The following is a 21,202-nucleotide window of genomic DNA, read 5'->3' on the forward strand; positions in this document are numbered from 1 at the left end:
TTCCACCTTTTCTAAATTATTTAAATAAAAGAGCTATAGCTCCAGCAACAACTGCTCCAACTATAGTCCTCCATAACCATGTGTTATTTTTTTCTAAGTCTTCAATTCTATGATTCGCTACTTTTAATTTATCCTCTAAGTTTTCTAACTGCAAATTAATTGACTGTGGAATATTTTCTAGTAGCATTTCTATTTTTACAAGTCTTTCTCTTATTTCTTGTATAGTGTCTTTATCATCCATATTGCACCTCTTTCTTAATTTTTAATATAAAATAAGCATAATAAAAAGGTCCATATGACCTCTAAATTATGCTTTCATTTATTAATTTTTGAATTTTATTTTACTGCATCCCTTTCGCCTATTGCGTAGCTTTACTTGCAATAATTTCTTGCTTTTGTTCTTCTGTAATCCATCTAGCATTAACAAATACATCTAAATTACTTTCTGTATAAAGTCCCAACAAATAGTATTCTTTAATATAACTAAGCATTTGTACTACCTCCCGCTATTTGTAATAATATTTGTGCATTTAATTTCTTTTGTTCTTCCAACTCTAATTGCATATTAGCATTATCCTGCAATAACTTAGCATTTAATATTTGCTGTTCTGTTGGTTGCTGTACTGGTATAGGAAATAAGCTTTCCTTTTCTTCATCAGTTAGCTCTACAACTTCATTATTTACATATTTATAATTACATCTGCCTTGCGAATCTCTTAACGGCTTATCTCTTGGAAAATAATTACCTTGTGCATGAGAATATTTATCCCCAATACCTTCATCAATTTGTATATATCCACTTGTATCTTCTAAGGTTAAATCACTTTCTACGCCAATAATACAATTATTTTTATCTGTTTTTATATATATTTTATACTTGAATTCTTCCATGTTGCACCTCCTAGTATATTTCTGCATCTAAACTTCCATCATCAGATAGCATTAACTGTCCATCACTCATTCCATGAGTCGATTTTGTAGCATGAACTATCATCCCCATAGGTACAATGTTAACTGCAAAGGTAAAATCTGACACACCTGCTCCACTTAAAGTATTTATAGAAAATGCATTATTTATAGTTGGTATTATTCTTAATGTTGTAGGTAATGGTACAAAAAAGAATAATTGATTGCCATTAATACCAACAGCTCTATACCTAGCTCTTTCATTTCCCCATCTATAATAATATCTTTGACACAAAGCCAATTCTTCGCCATATGGTCGTGGGACGAATGGTGTTGCTTTTGAACCTAGTTCAAATTTTGCATTTTCAAATCTTATATATAAATCATCTCCTACTGTAAATTTGTTATCTTCTTCTATCCTAAAAATGTCTATTCCTAACCAATCATCAGAACTCAAATCTCCAAGTGTAATCTGACATTCGATTAGTTGTCTTGTTGCCTTTGCTTCATATGATTTCAAAAATATATTTGCATTTCTGCTTGGAGACCATACTCTAATATAAGGACTTATTTTTACACCAGCACTGGTAGTCACATAAAATGATAAAGTAACAGTACTATTCGAAAAAATATTCTTAAGTTCTTGATTTAACTCAATTCTTTGCATAAACCAAAATCTTTTATTAGAAATTAATTTAATTTGAACGCCACCATTAGCATGTCTAACAATTTTACCTTTGTCATCACCTTCTACATCATACATCCATCTATCAGCAGTATATCCGTTAGTAGAGAATGATGTTCCCCTCTGCCAAACTGAAAAGCCACCATTTATAAATAAATTAAGATTCGCCAAATCGTTCAATTGCGTAGTAATTTCTCCTGCCCATTTATCTATTTTATCTGAATTAGAATTGACTCTTTCTACATCATAGCTATCATCAACACTATCCTTACTTAAATTTAAATTAGTGGTGTATGTCCCTTGATAATCACTCATTTATAAACACTTCCTCTCTTAATTGTTTATGTGTATATTGATTTAATTGTCTATGTGTAAATCCTGAAAGTATTTTATGACTGTTATAAAGTAAAGATAAATCAATAAGCATATTTAAAGGTGACATTTTTTCTAACATTAACTCAACTTCTTCATATGCCTTTTTAGAAATTAGATCAACTCTTACTTTTATTATTTCATTATCATAATCAATATTTAATGTATATCCATTTTCTCCACATAAAGCTTTTAATTTATTTTTCAAAACTCTATATGTGTATGGTAATTTTTCTATTTCTCTAGATAACAATCTAAACTTTCTATCATCTAAAGTTTCAGTGTTTTTAGGTTTAATGCTAAGCATATTCTCCCTATGAGCAACACCATATTCATCACTAGAACTTATAAATTGATTATTTTGTGCCCTTTCTATTTCTGCCCACAACATATTTATTTCTGGGTTAAGTGCTTTAGAAATCTGTTTTTGTTCTTCTGTATCTGCTAGTACTGGTGGAATATAGTCTAAAATACTAATTACTCTGCTCACTTACAGTCCCCCTCTTAGGAATATTGTCAGCATCCAATACAAGATTTTCAGCTATACTATTTATTTTGGTATCAGCAATATCAAGTATTCCTTCGATATTCAATAATCTTGTTTCAATTTGACTTATCCTTACTACTAAATTATCATTATCAGACCATGTCTTTTTAAGTTCAATAAAATACTCATCTATAGTGGTATTTATATAGTCTTTTACATCATCGAAAGAATATCCACCTTGATATGTTAGATTGGTTGAAATATTAATTTCTGTTTCATTTACTGGGTTAATAACTACCTTATGGCCTATTGGCGCAAGTCCAATTCCTTCACCTTGATTTTCTATTGGATCTAATTGCTCTTGTATACTATTAATAAATTCTGTTGTTGGTTTTTGCCATGTTGAAGTGATAACAACAATTTTTATAAACTTATTACTTTCTGTAACTCTATAAATCTTTATACCACCTACACCACTTATATCATCTTTAAACATCTTTTTATAATCTGCTCTATTCCCACCAAAGGCCTTGCTATCATAACTTTCAAAGTAATCTTTTCGCAACTCTTCTGTACCCTCTTCATCTTCTCCAGGTATTAATAATTCAGTTAATTTAGCACTTGTTAACCCTTGTATATGATCTATAGGAATCATATTTCCGAACGTACCATTTCCAATAGTTCCAAGTGTTTCACATTGTAACTTATAGGTATGTTCAGTATCATTTATTAGTTCAATGATTCTATAACTTAAGCTATCACAAGTAAATCTTGAACCAATATCTACAGCAATATCAAATTTTCCTTTTAATACTGCATAAGTAGCATTTATAGGTGTAATCCCTCTTTCTGCTGCTCTCTTAATTAAAAATTCTCGACTTGCTGTATCAGCAAAGGTTTCACTTAACAGTCCATCTAATGCAATATACATATTTTGAAGCTCAACGCAAACCGCTGCTACTGGAGTATGAATAGGTCCTCCTTCTCTTGTATCAAATCCACTATCTACTCTTGCAAGACTTCTATTCACTAATAAATCATAAGTGATATCTTCATACATTAAATGTCCACCTCCTTCTCACTATCAACATCACCAAACTTTGTATGAACGGTAAAATATAAAGTCACCTTATTCTTAACCTTCTCATAAGAAAAAGCATCAACACTATTGATACGATCATCTTGTGTCAATGCTTCTGTTATTCTTCTTTGTAACTCTGGATAAACATAAGTTATATCTTCACCGAATAAATCCTTCGTTTCTACTCCATAATTCCAACTGTATATTATATAATCATATTTTTCAGTATTTAGTCTTAAATAAATAGCTTGTTTTACTGCTTCGAGTTCATCTATTGTACCATTAATTCTATTTGTATTAGCATTTAACTTAAATGTTTTGCTTGGTACTTCTGTGAACTCTATTCTTGTTGTGTCTAATGTTGAACCTGGTATCATAATTATCACATCCTATCTAATACAAGATAATCCTGTCCACCTTGAAATCTTATTAAAATAACTTTTTCTCCTACTTTAAGCTCATTATTTATGATTATAGTTTTGTTTACTCCATCCATAGTAATATTTTCTTTATAATTGGTAACATTTCTACTTAGTACAAAAAACTCTTTAGGAAGTATTTTTAAATTTTCCACTTCTATACTTAAAGGATTTATAGTCTTTACAGCTCCATAAGTAATATTTACTGGTTTACCTTCTGTGATTGCTTCTAATGCAAGTTTCTTTATAGTTTCATTTAAATTAGCCATCTGTAAAATACACATCCCCTCTTAGAGTTAAGTCCATTGTATGTTCACTTTCTTTGAATGTATGTTTTGCTTTTTCAACTAACATATAATTTTGTAATTTAATATCTCCTAAATCTAACATTATAACAACACTTGTTCCAGCTCTTACTCTTACATCTCCAGGAATATTACTTATACTTAAATTTTTAGTTTTCTTATTATATAGCTGTAATAATGCATCACACTTTGCTTGTGGATTTGTAACACTATCATCTATCTTCTCAAAGTACTGCAATAATCCCCACTTGTTTATATTACCTGTATCCTTAGACATATAAACATCACGTTTCCCAGTATCCTCATTGTCAAATGTTAATTTGATTTGATTGTAGGTATTACTATCTATAGAACTTGTATAAGAATAGTTTTCTGCTGTTTCTTCGTCAATAAGTATATTAAGCTTCATGTTCTCAATATTTTTAAGTGTTAGCTTTCCAAAGTCATCATATAAAACATAGATTTTCTTTTTATTCTGTAGAGTAAAATCTAAGGCGTTCTGAACCATATCGAATAAAGTTTTATCTTCTTCAAGTCTTTTAGGAATAATATATTCCGTATCATCAAGTGTGCCAACATTTAAATTAAACATTACTGCTAATTCCTTAAGCATTTCATTTGCCTTTTTGTTTACATAGTAATAAGTATCCTTATTCTTAAAATATCTTAATTGATCATAAGCAGTAATATTATAAAATCCTTCTTTATCAATTTTAAAAGTGAATATAAAACCAAAGAAAACATTTTGCCCATCTTTCTTTATACTTACCGAATTACCTTCTTCTATATTTAAAACAGAATCTTTATAAATTTTAAATGTAACTTTGCCCGGACTTCCTTTTCTTTCTGTTTCCCATGTTATTCCTTCTTCTACTACAGGATAGTACATTGTTTCTTTGTTTGTTATTATTATTTCATGACTCATTTAATCACCAACCTTATGAGAATCTAATTACTTGACCTGGATATATTAGATTAGGATTAGATATATTATTTAATTTAGCTATCTGAGAATACTTACTACCATCACCTAAAAATCTTTTGCAAATATTCCATAAACAATCACCACTTTTTACTGTATAAGGTGGTATTGTACTTGTATTTACTTTAGGCGGTGTTTCTTCTTTTGCAGGTATAAAAATAACTCCAGAACTACTGCTAGCCGCAATAGTAGTCTGAAGCTGAACAACCTTTGTACTAAATGGCTTATATTGCTTTAACTTAATCGATGCTGTAACATCAAATCCCTCTTTTGCATCCTCTATAATACTGTAGTCTTCAAGAGAAACTGTTATATTGGTACTAAATAAATCTTTTCCTTTAGATAACTCTCTGCTTACAATAAATTGAAATGATGTTTTATTTAATTTTAATTTTTCAAATTTATCTAAAAAGTACTTTGCCTCTTTAAATTTACCATTTTTATAATCTGCAAATGGATATTCAACATTTGGAAGTAATAAATCAAAACTTATTTCTGTAAGTCCTTGCGATTTTAAAATACTAACTTCACCATCATTTATTAGTGTTACTGTCTTATTTTTATTTGATATTTTAGTAGTCATTTTTGAAGGTGGTACAGGAAGCAGAACTTTATCCATATAAAATTTATAAGCCATTATTCATGTACCCCCTCTGCACTAATATTCATCTGCTCTTCTACTTTTATAGCCAGTGTGTCAACTATCCCATCAATGTCAAGGTCACTATTAACTGAATTATAATTAGTCATATCAACCTTTATTTCTGCTGTAGTAAATCTATTAATAACTTCTTGTTCTGCAATATCTCTCATATACTTCAAATCTTCTTCTGTTATATCTAAAGCATCTTTCATGGCTCCAGTATTTTTAGCTGTATCGCCTGCGCCTTGATTTGCTCCTTCTGCCGCATCTAAAAGAGATTGGTAATCTGTATTATCAACTCCTGAATCAAATAAATTACTTAATTTAGAATTGGCACCCCAGTTATATCCTGCCATAGCTGAAGCTCCTATATCTTTCATTTGCATTTTAGGAATTTCTATATAGTCTTCTGGTTTGTCACCTAACAAATTTTGAAGACTGGCTTTTGCATTTTGCAAAGTCCCTGTTATGCTTGCGGTATGACTTTTTTCTGTTCCAACACCAATATGAAGAAAACTCTTCACGCTATCTGGCAATATATTCATAAAAGCATTCCAAGCTCTAATAGCTAAATTAACCCCATCTATAACACCATTAGCTAAATTAGTAGCAAAGCCATCAACTCCCTTTGTCATTGCAATACAAGCATCTATTACATTAGTTGCTAAATTGACAAATAATCTTTTAACTGCATATGTTTTATCTGTACTAATGTTAATGAAAAACTCATAAAATGCTGCAAACTTATTCCATGTATAGGCTATTACATTCCATATAACGGCGCCTAAACTCCAAAATATTGCTGCCACTATTCCAGTTGCACTTATATTAGTGCCTTTCCATCTGTTTATTGCTGCAACTGCTAAATAAATCACTGCTATTAATGCAATTATTGCTAATACAATCCATGTTACTGGGCAAGCCCATAACTCTGCATTAATAACTTTTTGTACTGTTGACCATACGGCTGTAGCTGCTGCTACTCCATAGGTCCCGATTGCATAAACTCCAATTGCTGCAGCTATTCCTAACACTATTGGTCCAATAATATCAAGATTATTTGCAATCCAATTTATCGCTGTCAATATCGGTTGGCTTGCCATTAAAACAGCATTTGAAATTGTAGTCCATACCTGTGCCCATGTCATAGGCATACTTTCAAATTTAGCATTAGTTTCATCAGCTGCCGCAAACATAGCTTTTTTAACAATATCTGCGGTTATTTCTCCTTCACTTGCTAAATCTTTTAATTCACCTATGGGCTTACCTATATAATCAGCTACTGCTTGCATTACATTGGGTGCTGCTTCAAAAACTGCATTAAATTCTTCTCCTCTAAGAACTCCACTTCCTAAAGCTTGTGTTAATTGGAGTGTCGCTGAACTCATTTCCTGCTGGCTAGCTCCTGCAATAGTAAACATCTTATTTAACTGTTCTGAAAAAGCTATTACTTCTTCATTGCTATTAAATGCATTTTTTGCTCTATTACCTAATTGTGCTACTGCATTAGCTGTATCAGTATAAGATGCTCTTGAACGTTGTGCAGATTGATATATCATTTCCTGTAATTCAGCAGTACTCTGTAACCCATCATTCATCATATTAAGTCTTGCTGTAGTTTGAACAAATTGATCTGATGTATTTACCAATGCTTTAATTCCTTGAAACCCTAAATATGCACCAGCTAAAGATTTTACTTTTCCTAAAAGGTTATCTGTAGAATTAGCGCCTTCTTTAACTTCATCATTAAATTTCTGCTGATTATTAGTTATGTTGATTATATTTGTACTTATCTTATTTACTGTAGCGTTTACCTGCATTAGATTATTTTGAGTATTATTAATATTATTATTTATATTAGAAACTGCTTGATTGGCTGAATTTAAATCTGCTTTTAAATTACTTCCAACATTAAAATTAACATCTCTATTCATTACATTTTGTAACACTTCAAATCTATTTACTGCTCTATCTATTCCAATATACAAATTATTTAACGCACTACTAAATCTATCCTGCACCTCTATTGCATTGCTAATTGTAGCCATAATATACCTCCTTCCTGTTTTAATGTATAAAAATAGCACCTACATTAAGTAAGTGCTTATTTTATAAATTAATTTCTCTCTTTTCGCTTGAATGATTTTCAGAAAAATGTGTTACAAAATTAATTGCATTTGGTATATTAGTAACATCAAATGATATAAACTCATTTGTCCCATCTTTATCGTAAGTAAATATAAGATAACTTGTTATTGTTTTTGTAGTTTTCTCCTTCGCTCTTCCGCCAACCATTGCGCCTAAAGTTCCAAATAACATTTGCCCTGCAATAGCACCACCAACACTGCTAACATACGCTTTTTGAATTTCTTCATCAGTTTTTATTGTAACATCTCGTAACTTAGAAAATTCTAAATTATATATGTTTTCATTTCTTTCAAAAATCATTTTATCATCACATAGATATAAATACATATCAGCACCTTCTGCTACTGGTAATCCATCCATATGTTTAGCACTAATACAAAGTTCTGCACCTAAAAATTGAATTCTTTGTTTTGTACCAGGCTTTAAACTAAGCTCTTTATTTATTTCAACTAGCTTATTATAATTTTCCTTTGCTTTTTCATCCGCTCTCATTTTTTCTTTTTTTGTCTTCCTAATAAGTAATATTCCTAATAAAATAAAGATAATACCTATGACTATTCCAACACATGTCGCTGGAATATTATGCTGTGACAATCCTACTATAGTAATCACAAACATGACTAAAGCTCCTACTAATAAACAGAGTATTCCTAAAAATGATTTTAAAAATCTTAGCATTATATCCCCTCCATAAATATGTATAACATCTTTAATATTATATTACATATTTATGGATAATTCTATCATTTTCCTCTTTTAGACTTTCTTTCAATCTCATCCTGTTTCTCTTTTTCTGCCTTTACTCTTATATCTATTGAAGCTATTACAATAGCCTGTTCTCTATCTCCCATATTAGCGAATTTGCTAGGCTCCCAATGAAATTTGTGGAGACAATAGTAAGCATAATTAAACTCACTATCGCCTCCATTTATTAGTTTTTTGCTTCTTCAACCAAATCTTTTTTAGTTTCAAATCCATTAATTTTTTGTATGAATCCTAATAATTCTTGATATTCACCTGAATTATCTACCATTTCCATTAATAGATCTTCTGGAGTCCTTACCTCATATGAATCTTGTAACTCTGCATTATATAAATCTGGCTCAACACAACTTGCAACAGCTAACTTTGTTAAGTATTTATTAGTATTAAATTTAGGTCTGAACATATTAGGTTTTCCAGTTACTTGTACATCTATAGTACAATCTTCCCTAAGTGCTTCATCTTCTTTCGCTGAAATTCCTTTCCATTCAAATTCTACTGGTTTGCCTTCCTCATCTAATAAACTTGTTGTAGGTGCATATTTAACACTTTCTCTTTGTTTTTTATTTCCTTTTAAAAATAGTTTTAAATTACTCATTTTCATTCTCCTTTTCATTCATAATATGATAGTCTGTTTGCTTTTCCAAAGTAACCATAAAGTTATATGGTATTGTTATTTTTAATCTTATTTCGCTTGTATTTGGCTCAGTGTCTGCTGCTAATTTTTCTGAATGGTCAATTAAGTGTTGACCTATTATTTTATAGCAATTTTCTGTTTTCTCTTTTAATGTTTTTCCTTTAAGAGTATTAATATCTAATATTTTAGATACATCAAATTTTTCTTCCATAACTAACAACTCCAATATTTTTATAATTTAAAAGAGCACCAAAGTGCTCTTATTACTCCATGCCATCAAGTAAAGAAAATTCTTCTGGCATTTCCCAATCTTCAAATGTTCCACTTATCTCTTCATCTAAGTACTCTGCATCTGCATCAAACTTTGCTAATATACCACTATCTAAATTACAATCCTTATGGATTATAGTTTGTCTACCAACACTTGATGTTGGATCTTCGTTAGTAACTTGAATATCAAAATAAATGTCTTCTCCAAGTTCTTTGAATCTGTATAGTAATTTTCTCATTATTGATTGATTATAATGGGCTGTTCCTTTAAATGTGTATTTGCATCCTGTAGCTTTATTTCCTTTGCTTACTTTACCTAATATCGGAACTTCTGTTTTTGTTTTCTCCATACTTGACTCAAAATTTATAATCTGCATGAAGTTATATCTTCTATTTTCTATAGTTACAAAGCACTCAGCTTTTGATCCACTTATTGCATCTTTTCCATTCATTGTTCTTTGTTTAGCCATCTTCTTTTATCCTCCTTCTTTTCTATTTTACATAAACAGCCATATAAAGTTGTCCCATAGCAACTGTTGGATTAATAGTTTGAGTTAAAAGAACAGCTCTCTTAGTCTCTCCCTTTTCAACAATGACATTGTCAGAACTAAAATCTTGTATAGCTCTTATTTTTTCTAATTTTTTATCTAAATCAACTATGTCATTCCATAATGAAACTCTTCCACTTTGGTCATTAGGATATTCGCCTATATATTTTTCATTAAATAAAGTTGCTGTATCATTTGCAACTTGGTCAAGAACTCTCATAACTTGATTACTAGAGAAATCTTCCCCTTTTTCGGTTATATAAGTAGTTAATGTATTTATATCATTTAGGACTTTTACATCCTCACCAACTTTATGGAATATAAATTTACCAGATTTAATACCTGCAATTAAATCAGATTGCTTAGTTGTTGCATTAACAGTAAATTCACCATCATATTTTTTATTTTCTACTGTTTTATTAACAGCACATCCACCTTCTGCACCTACTGTCCAATATATAAGTGAACTTTCTAATTCTCCAGAATCCAATACTTTATTATCTACAGAAATAATTCCTTCATAATCTGCTTTTTCATACTTATAAAGTACTGTCTGAAATTTAGCTCCAACTTCATCTCTAAGTCTTTTTGTAAATGCTACAAATAAACTTTTTATTTGATCTGTAGTACTTAGACAACCAAGAGTATTAAAATTATATGCTTCAATTGCATCTAAAAAAGCTTGATATTCTGTTCCGGTTACTGCTTCGCCATTTGTTCCACCTTCAAGAGCAATTCCTGCTGTGGCTTCTAAAGCTTCACTTTTCCATTCTCCTATATAATCATTTGGGACTAAATCTTTAATAGCTGCTACAGTTTGTGTTTCTATTTCTTTATTTCCATAAAGCGTTGTTACATTATACTTTGATCCTTCATCTATATCTGTTGTTATAACAATCTTAATATCATTTCCTTTTACACCACTATACTTAGCAGTTGCAAACTTATTGCTTGCTTTGACACCTTTATTCAGTTTATAAGCATATAGTACAGTTGCATTTTTAAATAGATCTCTTAATCCTTTTAATTTATCATCATCATATGAATAGCCAAAAATCTTTAAAGAATCCTTTTGAAAATCTTCTTGTGTTACTGTAAATACTTGTTCATCTGGGCCCCAATCTAATTCCATTGGCAATGCAACATATCCTCTATCAGATAAATTAGTACTTGCTCTAGCTGCACTTATAAAATTTATATAAGCACCATTAAGCACTTTATTTTGTGTTAGCCATGTACCTCCACCTAATGCCATCTATTTCACTGCTCCTTTCATAAAATCATTAATTAATTCATCTACTTCAGTTATTGAATACTGTGTATCATCTTTAAGCAGTGCATTAATTAAATCCTGTTTATCAGAATACTTTTTACTTTTTAAAATTTTCTGCTTAGAATATTTATTATCATCCATAACAAGTTTAATTTCTTCTTCTCCAACTTTTGTTGTAGTCTTAGCCAAATTAATCGCCTCCTAACTTCTGTTTTATAGTTAAGCTTCCCATAGTATCTATAGGCTCAGTTTCCTTTTTAACAATCATATTGAAATTAATAAAAAAATGAAGTACATTATCAACTATTTCAGCATTAATACTTGTGCCTCTTACCAAGCTGTTATCAACTGTAATGTATTCTAATGCTGTAAATAGCCTTTCTGTAACTTCATTAAGTTGATTATTTATTGTACTTATTCCATCTACTAATTCAGTATCTGGAAAGAAATGAATATCAAAAGGATATTTCCTCTCATATCTGTTTCCTACTAGCTGCTTTGAACTAGGTTTTAAACTGAAAATAAAAAAACAAGGTTCTTCTAAACCCTGCTCTACATTTTCAGTATGAATTATATATCCTTCATTTTCTGAATTAAATTCGGCATCTAGTGCCTGTGATATTCCTATTATTATTTTATTTAACATCAAAGCACCTCTTTAATTCTTCCCATACTTTAGCAGTAACAATACTTGGTATCTGCATTTCAATTTCATTTATAGATAAAGTCATCATAAATCTGCCTTTAACCCAGCTTTTCTTTAATTTCTTTCCTATAGCTGGTACAAATCTTCCTGGTGTCTGCCTATGGCCATACTCAACATATGAAGCGTATTCTACAGGATTAATAATCTCAATAGTATACGAATTACCTTTTTGAGTTATCTGTCCTATTGCCCATCCATTTCTTAACGTTCCTCCAGTTCTTCCATCTGTGTATTGCCCTACTGGTGTTTTCTGCTTAATTCTTCTAAGTAATCGCATAGCTATTTCATTTGCAATCTCTTTTGTAAATTCATTAGCAACACCATCTTTTAAAGCATTTACATTTTCAGCTAATTTTTTTAACTCTGAAAACTCACATTTTCCCCATCTTCCCATTAAGCATTACCTGCCTTTTCTAAAACTATCTCTTGATGTGATGAATAAATCGCAGGCTTTCCACTATGTTTAAATTCTGTGGTCCTGCCATCATGAGTTATAATAATTTTAGAACCTTCCTTAATTTCAATTTCAGGTGCTATAAATAGCTTAATAGTTTGTTGAACTGTAGCATTGGCTTCACTCTGATTGGTGGATTTAACACTACTATAAGACAATCTACAAGGCTGATTTTCTAATACTATTGTATCTTTTTTGCTTGTAACCTTAGTTACTGGATCTTTAACAGATTTAAATTCTTTAATAGTACAAATATGCTCATACTGACTTTCAATAGCTTTCCTATGTGCTTTTCTTGCTTGTAAAATAGCTTTGTTCATATTACCACACCAACTTTCTGTATCTATTCAGCTTAGATTTATATTCATTTAAAATACTATCCTTATAATCACTTTCTACACTATCTCTAAAGCTAGTGGATATATCTCCTTCACTTATAGATGAAATAGAACCTATAGCAGTTTCTTCACTGCCTAGGTTCTCATTTCTATACAATTTAACAGCCATTTTATAAGCTGTAGTTTCTAAGCCTTTAGGTATTTCTTTTATGTGGCAATATTCTAATATTATATTAGTCACATCATCTATAATAAATTCAAGAATAACATCTTTAGATGTATCTTCTAAATTAATTCCTAGGAGCTGCTTAAGTTTATCTAACTCCATAAGATCACATCCTATTCAACTTTTCAACTTCTTTAATTTTTTCTAATATTCCAGATTGGCTAGTAGCTTTTCCAATATCAATATTTTTTTCTTGTGCATATTCTTTAAGTTCCTCAACTGTCATTTTTGACAGCTCTTTTTCTATCTCTGGACTATTTACTATTTCTTTTTTAGCTGCTTCACGTCTCATTCTTTGAAATGCTGTAGCACTCATATAACAAACCTCCTTATAGCTTATGAACAAACTTAACCATACGAATAGCTTTATCCTCATAAACTCTTGACCAATTAGTACCTGTTGCTAGTTCTGCATTTGTAGGTGATGAACCTGCTGCTGAACCAATCCATTTTACTCCTCTTGGGTGTAAAATATAGTGTTTTCTATTTATTAAGATATCATCTCCAGCTAAGCTATCTCTATCTGTTTCAGTTGGAACTGGTGCTCCACCATTACCAAGACCAATTGCACCTTCTCCAAATAAATAAGTTGTATATTCCCCAGCAGATGTTGGACAAGAATCATCAATAATAACTCTTTTCTCCATGAACAATGAAATTGGCTTATTGTTAGAGTCAAGTTCTGTTTGAATTAAGTTATTCTTACGAAGTTGTGTTTCTGTAGCTGAATGCATTATAACACCAGTAAGTTTGTCTTTTGCATCTCCCATAAGTTGTAATGCATCAAGGAAGTTTTCACCGTTTATCTTAGCTTTATCATCTTCTAAACTAGAAATATCTAAAACCTTATTTGTCATATTACTAGCAGCAAAAGCCCCATCTAATAACTTTATAGCTGTAGCTTGCATACGTCTTGCCCAATATTCTGCAACTAAATCACCAATTGCAGCCATAGGATCATCTCCAGATAATGCTTTTGCTAAGTCATTTGCACTCCAAGCTTTACCTCTCATTAATAGAACAGCAATATCTTGACCAGCTGTGATTTTAGCTGGTGTTAATGCACCATCATCTGAAAGTACTTCATCATCACCATTTAAATCTTCCCAATATGGCATATTAATTGTTGTACCACCGCTTGATGCTAGTCTATCTAATTCTGGGTTATTTGATATAATCCCACTATTATATAATGCTGATAATTCCATTGTTCTTTGTACTACATAAGGATTAAATACCTCTGGTACAATTACGTCACTAATCTTTGTTTTTGCCATTTTAAATCACCTTTTCTTTCCTATAATTTAAATCCTGCTGCTGCCATTAATTCTTTAGCTAGTGCAGGATTCTCTTTTAATAATTTTCCTTGTTGTGTAAGATTGTAAGTTTCTTTTGCAAATGGATTAACCCCTATTGGATCTCCTCCAGCTGCTGGATTATATTTGGGTTTTACTGTATCATTCTTAAAAACATGTGGAATTGATTCTTTATATGGTTTAATAATATCTTCAACTCCTATTGGTTTGTTATCACCATCAAAATTAAATTTGTTAATACCACCATGTTTATAGATAAGATAATCTGCATCTGTTACACCTAAATCCTTAAGTTTATCTTTTAGTACATATTCTTTTTCAGTCTTAGTAGCATTATCTTTAAGAGTTTTAATGGTAGTTTCATGTTCCTTAATTGTTTGTTGTAATGCATCATTATCAACATTATTTTTCTTTAAATCTGTAATTGTTGCATTTGCAGTTTTAAGCTGTTCGCTTACATCATTGTAAGTACTCTTAGGTACTGCATTCTTAGGAAATTCAGTATTAACTTGTTTCATTAAATCATCAATATCTATACTTCCATCCTCTTTTTTCTTTGCACCTTCTAATAACTTCCTTAACCATTCCATTTTACATTTCTCCTTTACTTCTAATAGATTTTTATACCTGCTCTCCAGGTACTGTAGAATTACCTTTGTTCTTTATGCCCTGCAAACCTGTAAAAAGGGCGAAAATAATAAGCCTTTTTACGCCTTGCTAATGGCAAAATAAAAAGCCTTATTTCTAAGACTTGCTAACTTCTCTTAATGCCTTTTCTAAATTTTCAGATATAATTTTTGTAAATTCAGCAATAAACTTCTCTGGTACATTTGATTCACTTTTTACTTTTATAGGTCTAATTGATTTAGTTGTCCTTTTAACTTCTTGCGTTACATCCATTATAAGTGAAACTTTTTTAGGATTTATCATTATCCTCCTATTACCACTATCTGATATACCATTAATAAAGCATATATCTGAATATCTTGCTTTTAAAATGAAATCTTGAAATGCTTCTGCTGTATCATTAGAATTAATTGTTATTTCTTTTCCATCACATACAATATAAATATAATTCATTGTAAATTCCTCCCAAAATAAGCCTTATTATTAAGACTTAATCAGCTAATTCATATGTTTTCTCAAATACATCTGGTTTGCAAGCATAAAGCTCTCCTTTTATACCTTGAATTATAAAATCACCTACACTGGCCTTCATATCACCTTCAAGTGTTTTAATTTTAAGATTTGGTCCATCAAAATACAATATCCCTTTCTTATGAGCTTCAATCCCCCATTCAGGAATATAATACTTCCCTTCTCTATCTTGAAAATCTCCATCATATTGAAAAGCTTCAATTTCAACTGGTTTTTTCCTATATTTCATCTTTCAATTCCTCCTAAAATGAGCCCTATAGGCTACCAAATATCGTATTAAATAAAATTATAATAATTAATAAATCCAATACGCATACTATAAAACTTGCTATTCTTCCAGCTATTTCTTTATCACTAAATATTTTTACAAATTCAATTAAAGCGCATAATATCATGTATACAAACGCTACCCATTGAACTACTATCATATTCTATCACTCCTTAAATTTTTGCATAATAAAAGCACCTACTCATTTTTCTAAGTAAGTGCTTGTTTCTTTTTTACATACTTCTTTTTCCATTCATCATATGTCATATCTGCAGGTACTTTTTTATATCCATTAGTTTCTGTATTTCTTGAAGCTCTTTTTTCATCTTCTGTAAAATCATCAAAATAAGGAACTGTTGTTGTTCTACAATTACAATGGAATGGTGGAGCTGTTAATCCAACCTTATATTCATCTAAATAAAAGAATGGTTCATCTTTATTTCTTCCCTTGTGGTCCATTTCTCTGCATATATTTGATGTCTTCAAGTCTAAAGTAGCTAATATTTGATATTTCTTAACTCCAAGCTTTTTATAAGACTCTAATGCTGCTCTTGAATTAACATAGGCCCTTTCAGTTTGTACTACTCTTTCCACTGCTTTTCTATCAGACTCTAGCTTTTCTGCCCATCTTTCTATTATCTTATTATTACTTTCACCTCTTATTAATGCCTGCGGTAAATCCTTCTCTACTAAATCAGCAACTAACTGTTGTTTTCTGCCCCATAGTCTTTCTGAAAATACTTTTCCATCCGTAGTCCAAGGCTTTTTTAGCATATCATCAATTTCAGATTCATTGTACTTATGCAGATCTACTCCAATATTCAATCCTTTTTCTATCTCATAAGCATTCTTATATATATCATCTTCAAGTCCACTTTTCAAAAGATGGCTAATATCAGTTATTCTTTTTGCATATTCCTTTTCAAGATGATGTTGCATCTGAAATTGTAATGACTCTAATCTAGTTACATGAACTTTAATAGATGCATTTTCTAATTCTTTTCTCCAAGCATCACTTAATATTTTGGATTGGCCATATTTAATATACTGTTGTACTGTCCAATGAAATTCTTCTAGTTCATTTGCATTTAAAATTCGTTGTGCTTCTGCATAAGTTATTTTGTTCTTTTTAGCAAATCTTAGATACCAATATGCAATATCCTTTTGTATCTGTTCTAATGTTTCTTTATGCAGCTGTTCCAAATCCTTTTTATACTGTTCAGAATCCTTATAAGCAGCGTTCTCTAATTCTAATGATCTTTTTTGCCAGTATTCATTATTCCCCACCATAAACACCTACAATAGTATTCTTAAACCATTCTAAAAAATTAAATAAAGTAACAATAAATAATGCATCTTTTGTATTTCCTTCATAAAATAATTGAATAATCAAAAATAAAAACCATAAACATGCACAAAATAAACTCCATTTAGATTTACTGTTCATCTTTATCAGCCTCCTCATTATCATCTTTATTTGGAAATGCACCTTTATAATCATCATTATCTTGCTGCTTTTCTTCGCCTTCTTTTTTCTTCTGTTCTGCTTCCTTATCAGCATCTTCAACGAATGGGTGATTTTTATATAATGTTAAATTACTTAATAGTCCCATAGATGAAGTACATATATCAGCTAATTCTGAATCATTCGTTACTGCTGTCCTAGTCCATGTTTGAATTATTGATTTACATTCAACATTTAGATATCTACATATTGCTCTAACAAACTCACCAAAACCTAATTTAAATTCTGTTTCAGTAAGTCCAGCTTTAAGCTCTAGTAAAGAATATAGAAACTTCAACGCAACACCTGAAGCATTTCCAAAGTCTTGTTGTTGTGGATCTACTCCTTGACCTTGTTCAAATATTGCTTTCCTTGTCATAGTCAAAAGTTTTTCTCTAGCTTCTATTGGAATATCTATTGTTAATGTCTGCAATCCACTTCTATCTCCAGCCCCACTATCATTCACCTTAACAGTCTTATATTTTTTAAGCTGAGACAAGAACTCTCTTGAGTCTTCTCCTTCATAATTAGTAAGTATGAATATTATTTCCTGGATATCCTCAAGATCATTAACAAAGCCACTAAAGACTTTATCATACACGTCTATTAGTGGTTTTACATTATCTAAATCACTTGTCATTAAATTGTTATTTCCAAATGGTATAAATGGAACTCTTTCAAATCCATGGTTAAATTCATTACTTTGTTGATTTGCATTAGAATCTACTATAAAATTACTAAACATTGTATAAATTTCTAATCCTTCATCTATAGTAAGATCAGATTTCTTTCTAAATGCTTGGCATGTAATATCATTCCAATATTCATAAATATCATAAGTTACACCTTCATCATCTGTATCATTATAAACTCTTAATATTCCTAAAAGCTTTTTATTTAAACTACTGGACCATATCGGAATTATTTGCTTACTATCTACTACACCATATTCAAATTCTTTATCATCATTTAACCAATAATGTAACCATGCTATGCCACTATTAGCAGCATTGATACATAAATCCTTACAAACTTTAGCATAGTTGTCTCCTAATAAATCCGTAATTCTTTTATTAGCTTCTTTATTTCCAACATCAAAAAGTGGTGGAGCAGTAAACATATATGATGCTTTTTGATTAACAAGTAATCCATGAAAATTAGAACTTATCCTATTATCTGCATTTCTTAATGGATTTTCTGAATCTTCATCTTTCTTTCTGTCATATGTTAATATATCATTCTTATTTCTGTAATATCTTTCTGCTGTAAATGATTTGCATACTATATCTGAATGACCTGTTGTATGCTTCTTAATTAATTTCTTTACTACTTCTATATCCAATTAATTCACCTCAATTCTTGTGCTAATCTTTTAATTTTTCTATAATGAAATTACAAGTGTTTCCAACACTGAGTACTTATGAAAGGAGTTTAAATATGGGTAAAAATCAATGGGTGTCTCCTCGTAATGGACAGTGGGCTGTACATGGAGAAAGAAATCAAAAAGATACAAAAATCTTTAATACTCAAAAAGAAGCCTTGAACCATGCTATAAAAATTGCTAAAAATCAAAAGAGCGAAGTCATTATTCAAGGTAGAGATGGTAGAATACGCTCTAAAGACAGTTATGGAAATGATTCCTGCCCTCCCAAAGATACTGAAAATTAATCATACTTTGGTGTAATTCTAACCCTGTAACCTTTAATTACATCTATATATTCTGGTGTAATTTCTGCAATAGTTACAGGGATTTTTTCATCAGTTTCTATTACAACTTTTGAATAATCTTTTAATGTTTTTTCTTCATTCATATTTTATCACCACCTTATTTAAATATTGACATACCACTAGGTTTATTTATCATTTCTGCTATTCCAGTTGTAGCATCTGGAGCATCATCATGCTTGTTCTTTCCTTCACGTTGATATTTAATCATGGCATTATAATATTCTGGCCATCTGTCTTTCCAATTTGACGGAAAGTATATATGTTCCAGTACCCAAGTTGAATTACTAAGTATCCTAGCTTCTTTATTCTTAGATTGATGAAATGGCTTAATAACTGTTTTATTGCTGCCAAACTTCTCTTTTAATATTCTTTTTACATTTCTTGCAAAGCCTTCTCCACCATTGTTACTCTCAATATCTGCTTTATTGACATTACCTTGATATAACATCTTAGCAGTTTCATTTTCAGTAACTGACATATCCTTTTGTGTATAAAGTACGTCTAATATATAAGCTTCTTTATCATAAACACCATAGTTAATACTACATAAGTAATCCTCTCCCTTGTCTGCTGTATCTGTATAGTTCTTAATAGCTGTAAATAGTAAATTACCATTACTATCCTTAGGCAATTCTGTATAGGTCTTAAGTTTAGGATATAAACGACCTTTTAAGTCTATAGGCTCTTGTTGATAATTTGCACTTGCTATATCTGCCCCCATAGTCTTAATTTTATTTTCATATGACTTTCTACTTAATACTTCATCACAAAGCATTGTTCCATCATCTTGAAGGGCTTTCATAGATATATGCTTAATCTTTCTGTCAGCCATTTCTTCAAGTACTTTACCTGCTAAATCATCACTGGCCCATCTAGTCATTATGATTATTATTTTTCCGCCTTCTTCTAAACGTGAAAGCATTGTATTAGTAAACCACTCCCAGTGCTTTTCTTTAACACCTTCGTTATTGGCTTCTTCTGCATTCTTGATTAAATCATCAATAATCATTAATGAACATCCAAATCCTGTTGCTGTTCCAGTAGGAGATGTGGCAAGATAATTATTATATCCGCCTTCTAAGCTCCATAAGTTCATAGCACCATCACCACGCTTTATGGCTACATCAGGAAATACATCACTGAATACTGGTTTATACTTATCTGCCTTTTCTTCCTGGATGCTATTTCTAACATTCTTAGAGAACATAGTTGAAAGAGTTTCATTATATGATCCAGTCATTATCTTTTCAGTTTGATTTTTACCAAGTACCCATTCAACAAATAATCCTGCCGTTCTTGATTTTCCATGTCTAGGAGGTTCATTTACTACAAGTATTTCATCTTCACCCTCATAGAACTCTTGAAGGTCATTACATAGCTCTACTAGATATTTTCTATTTGGTTTATAAAAGTCAGGTGCTTTTAAATTGCAGTAACTAAAAAAAGACCTTCTGGCCTTTAATATAGATAGCTTTAATTTCTTTTCCTGTAATTCTTCTAATGCTTTTAAGTATTCCAGCCTATCCATCCTTATCAATTCCTAATTTTTTCTCTAGCTTACTTATTTCATCTTCCAGTTGATCTTCAGTTAAATTACTTGTATTTTCTACTTTAGCATTAATAGTGCTATTACTTTCAACTTGCTTTTTATCTTCCCATCCAAAATTATTCTTTAATGCAAATATAGAAAATGTGACATTACTTTCACCAGTTAATGCTCTTTCTTCCATAGATGCTTCAACTATATCTTTAGCCTTTTTTATAGTGGGGAAAAATTCATCTTTTTCAGAATAGTTATATAATGTTTTTCTATCTATTCCTATCCATAAAGCGAGTCCACTTAATGTATAAGGCTTATTATGTTGTTCACATCTTTGCCAGTATTCCATTATCTTTTGTTCTAATTCTTCTTGTGTCCTAAATATTCTCGGTCTACCTACTGCCTTTTTCTCATCCATAGACTCACCTTCCTTTCTGTTTTATTGC

General features: G+C 30.6%; 34 protein-coding genes. 1 reads left to right on the plus strand and 33 read right to left on the minus strand.

The window, feature by feature from the left end; translation table 11 throughout:
- Positions 1-16: 16 nt before the first annotated feature.
- The 30 genes from BN2920_RS17070 to BN2920_RS17200 form a co-directional block, all read right to left on the minus strand.
- Entirely contained in the window at positions 17-241 is a 225-nt protein-coding gene (locus tag BN2920_RS17070) for a hemolysin XhlA family protein (protein ID WP_058296179.1), read from the minus strand.
- 118 nt (positions 242-359) lie between these two features.
- Positions 360-491, minus strand: a complete 132-nt coding sequence (locus BN2920_RS21135) for an XkdX family protein (RefSeq protein ID WP_083498846.1) — start codon at positions 489-491, stop codon at positions 360-362.
- Positions 484-891: a hypothetical protein gene (locus BN2920_RS17075; RefSeq protein WP_198157498.1), complete on the minus strand. Its 408-nt coding sequence runs from the start codon at positions 889-891 to the stop codon at positions 484-486. Before BN2920_RS17075 ends, BN2920_RS21135 begins: the two co-directional genes overlap by 8 nt.
- A gap of 10 nt (positions 892-901) precedes the next feature.
- Entirely contained in the window at positions 902-1,906 is a 1,005-nt protein-coding gene (locus BN2920_RS17080) for a hypothetical protein (protein ID WP_058296180.1), read from the minus strand.
- On the minus strand, positions 1,899-2,453 hold the full coding sequence (locus tag BN2920_RS17085; protein WP_058296181.1) for a putative phage tail protein: 555 nt from the start codon (positions 2,451-2,453) through the stop codon (positions 1,899-1,901). The genes BN2920_RS17080 and BN2920_RS17085 overlap by 8 nt, the downstream gene beginning before the upstream one ends.
- The gene (locus tag BN2920_RS17090) at positions 2,437-3,510 is read right to left on the minus strand and encodes a baseplate J/gp47 family protein (RefSeq protein WP_058296182.1); all 1,074 of its coding nucleotides are present in this window, start codon (positions 3,508-3,510) and stop codon (positions 2,437-2,439) included. The genes BN2920_RS17085 and BN2920_RS17090 overlap by 17 nt, the downstream gene beginning before the upstream one ends.
- Positions 3,510-3,908, minus strand: a complete 399-nt coding sequence (locus BN2920_RS17095; RefSeq protein ID WP_058296183.1) for a DUF2634 domain-containing protein — start codon at positions 3,906-3,908, stop codon at positions 3,510-3,512. The genes BN2920_RS17090 and BN2920_RS17095 overlap by 1 nt, the downstream gene beginning before the upstream one ends.
- 5 nt (positions 3,909-3,913) lie before the next feature.
- Entirely contained in the window at positions 3,914-4,219 is a 306-nt protein-coding gene (locus BN2920_RS17100; RefSeq protein WP_058296184.1) for a DUF2577 domain-containing protein, read from the minus strand.
- Positions 4,212-5,180 carry an XkdQ/YqbQ family protein gene (locus BN2920_RS17105; RefSeq protein WP_058296185.1) on the minus strand — a complete coding sequence of 323 codons (969 nt, stop codon included), beginning with the start codon at positions 5,178-5,180 and terminating at the stop codon, positions 4,212-4,214. The genes BN2920_RS17100 and BN2920_RS17105 overlap by 8 nt, the downstream gene beginning before the upstream one ends.
- 13 nt (positions 5,181-5,193) lie before the next feature.
- A complete protein-coding gene (locus BN2920_RS17110) occupies positions 5,194-5,874 on the minus strand; it encodes a LysM peptidoglycan-binding domain-containing protein (RefSeq protein ID WP_058296186.1) in 681 nt (226 codons plus the stop codon).
- Positions 5,874-7,928 (minus strand): tape measure protein, encoded by a 2,055-nt coding sequence (locus BN2920_RS17115; RefSeq protein WP_058296187.1) that lies wholly within the window; start codon positions 7,926-7,928, stop codon positions 5,874-5,876. The genes BN2920_RS17110 and BN2920_RS17115 overlap by 1 nt, the downstream gene beginning before the upstream one ends.
- Positions 7,929-7,989: 61 nt before the next feature.
- A complete protein-coding gene (locus BN2920_RS17120) occupies positions 7,990-8,706 on the minus strand; it encodes a hypothetical protein (protein ID WP_058296188.1) in 717 nt (238 codons plus the stop codon).
- Between the two features lie 253 nt (positions 8,707-8,959).
- Complete coding sequence (locus BN2920_RS17125) at positions 8,960-9,388, minus strand: phage tail assembly chaperone (RefSeq protein WP_058296189.1); 429 nt, start codon at positions 9,386-9,388, stop codon at positions 8,960-8,962.
- Positions 9,381-9,638 carry a hypothetical protein gene (locus BN2920_RS17130; protein WP_058296190.1) on the minus strand — a complete coding sequence of 86 codons (258 nt, stop codon included), beginning with the start codon at positions 9,636-9,638 and terminating at the stop codon, positions 9,381-9,383. Before BN2920_RS17130 ends, BN2920_RS17125 begins: the two co-directional genes overlap by 8 nt.
- 52 nt (positions 9,639-9,690) lie before the next feature.
- Positions 9,691-10,167, minus strand: coding sequence for a phage tail tube protein (locus BN2920_RS17135; protein ID WP_058296191.1), 477 nt, complete (start codon positions 10,165-10,167; stop codon positions 9,691-9,693).
- A gap of 22 nt (positions 10,168-10,189) precedes the next feature.
- On the minus strand, positions 10,190-11,500 hold the full coding sequence (locus BN2920_RS17140) for a phage tail sheath family protein (RefSeq protein ID WP_058296192.1): 1,311 nt from the start codon (positions 11,498-11,500) through the stop codon (positions 10,190-10,192).
- Entirely contained in the window at positions 11,501-11,707 is a 207-nt protein-coding gene (locus BN2920_RS17145) for a hypothetical protein (protein WP_058296193.1), read from the minus strand. It lies immediately after the preceding gene.
- Position 11,708: 1 nt separating this feature from the next.
- Positions 11,709-12,164, minus strand: coding sequence for a phage tail terminator family protein (locus BN2920_RS17150; protein WP_058296194.1), 456 nt, complete (start codon positions 12,162-12,164; stop codon positions 11,709-11,711).
- On the minus strand, positions 12,154-12,618 hold the full coding sequence (locus tag BN2920_RS17155; protein ID WP_058296195.1) for an HK97 gp10 family phage protein: 465 nt from the start codon (positions 12,616-12,618) through the stop codon (positions 12,154-12,156). The genes BN2920_RS17150 and BN2920_RS17155 overlap by 11 nt, the downstream gene beginning before the upstream one ends.
- Positions 12,618-12,998: a hypothetical protein gene (locus BN2920_RS17160; protein WP_097919268.1), complete on the minus strand. Its 381-nt coding sequence runs from the start codon at positions 12,996-12,998 to the stop codon at positions 12,618-12,620. The genes BN2920_RS17155 and BN2920_RS17160 overlap by 1 nt, the downstream gene beginning before the upstream one ends.
- 1 nt (position 12,999) lies before the next feature.
- Positions 13,000-13,344, minus strand: a complete 345-nt coding sequence (locus BN2920_RS17165; protein ID WP_058296196.1) for a phage head-tail connector protein — start codon at positions 13,342-13,344, stop codon at positions 13,000-13,002.
- Between the two features lie 4 nt (positions 13,345-13,348).
- A complete protein-coding gene (locus BN2920_RS17170) occupies positions 13,349-13,558 on the minus strand; it encodes a hypothetical protein (protein WP_058296197.1) in 210 nt (69 codons plus the stop codon).
- Between the two features lie 13 nt (positions 13,559-13,571).
- Complete coding sequence (locus BN2920_RS17175) at positions 13,572-14,519, minus strand: major capsid protein (protein WP_058296198.1); 948 nt, start codon at positions 14,517-14,519, stop codon at positions 13,572-13,574.
- 20 nt (positions 14,520-14,539) lie between these two features.
- Positions 14,540-15,148 carry a phage scaffolding protein gene (locus tag BN2920_RS17180; protein WP_058296199.1) on the minus strand — a complete coding sequence of 203 codons (609 nt, stop codon included), beginning with the start codon at positions 15,146-15,148 and terminating at the stop codon, positions 14,540-14,542.
- A 154-nt stretch (positions 15,149-15,302) separates the two neighbouring features.
- Positions 15,303-15,638 (minus strand): hypothetical protein, encoded by a 336-nt coding sequence (locus BN2920_RS17185; RefSeq protein WP_058296200.1) that lies wholly within the window; start codon positions 15,636-15,638, stop codon positions 15,303-15,305.
- Between the two features lie 37 nt (positions 15,639-15,675).
- Positions 15,676-15,945, minus strand: a complete 270-nt coding sequence (locus BN2920_RS17190; protein WP_058296201.1) for a hypothetical protein — start codon at positions 15,943-15,945, stop codon at positions 15,676-15,678.
- Between the two features lie 25 nt (positions 15,946-15,970).
- Entirely contained in the window at positions 15,971-16,144 is a 174-nt protein-coding gene (locus BN2920_RS21540; RefSeq protein WP_157065789.1) for a hypothetical protein, read from the minus strand.
- A gap of 50 nt (positions 16,145-16,194) precedes the next feature.
- Positions 16,195-17,274, minus strand: a complete 1,080-nt coding sequence (locus BN2920_RS17195; protein WP_083498847.1) for a minor capsid protein — start codon at positions 17,272-17,274, stop codon at positions 16,195-16,197.
- Entirely contained in the window at positions 17,261-17,431 is a 171-nt protein-coding gene (locus BN2920_RS21545) for a hypothetical protein (RefSeq protein ID WP_157065790.1), read from the minus strand. Before BN2920_RS21545 ends, BN2920_RS17195 begins: the two co-directional genes overlap by 14 nt.
- A complete protein-coding gene (locus BN2920_RS17200; RefSeq protein ID WP_058296203.1) occupies positions 17,421-18,830 on the minus strand; it encodes a phage portal protein in 1,410 nt (469 codons plus the stop codon). Before BN2920_RS17200 ends, BN2920_RS21545 begins: the two co-directional genes overlap by 11 nt.
- A gap of 95 nt (positions 18,831-18,925) precedes the next feature.
- Between BN2920_RS17200 and BN2920_RS17205 the strand changes: the two genes are divergently transcribed.
- Positions 18,926-19,156: a DUF2188 domain-containing protein gene (locus BN2920_RS17205; protein WP_058296204.1), complete on the plus strand. Its 231-nt coding sequence runs from the start codon at positions 18,926-18,928 to the stop codon at positions 19,154-19,156.
- Here BN2920_RS17205 and BN2920_RS21870 read toward each other — a convergent pair.
- From BN2920_RS21870 to BN2920_RS17215, 3 genes are read right to left on the minus strand one after another with little or no spacing between them, the layout of a single operon-like run.
- Positions 19,153-19,299, minus strand: a complete 147-nt coding sequence (locus BN2920_RS21870; RefSeq protein WP_172437822.1) for a hypothetical protein — start codon at positions 19,297-19,299, stop codon at positions 19,153-19,155. The genes BN2920_RS17205 and BN2920_RS21870 overlap by 4 nt on opposite strands.
- 14 nt (positions 19,300-19,313) lie before the next feature.
- Positions 19,314-20,744, minus strand: coding sequence for a phage terminase large subunit (gene terL, locus BN2920_RS17210; protein WP_058296205.1), 1,431 nt, complete (start codon positions 20,742-20,744; stop codon positions 19,314-19,316).
- Complete coding sequence (locus BN2920_RS17215) at positions 20,737-21,174, minus strand: DNA-packaging protein (RefSeq protein WP_058296206.1); 438 nt, start codon at positions 21,172-21,174, stop codon at positions 20,737-20,739. The genes terL and BN2920_RS17215 overlap by 8 nt, the downstream gene beginning before the upstream one ends.
- Positions 21,175-21,202: the final 28 nt, after the last annotated feature.

The sequence above is a fragment of the Clostridium neonatale genome, assembly GCF_001458595.1.
In the GTDB taxonomy this organism is placed as follows: Bacteria; Bacillota; Clostridia; order Clostridiales; family Clostridiaceae; genus Clostridium; species Clostridium neonatale.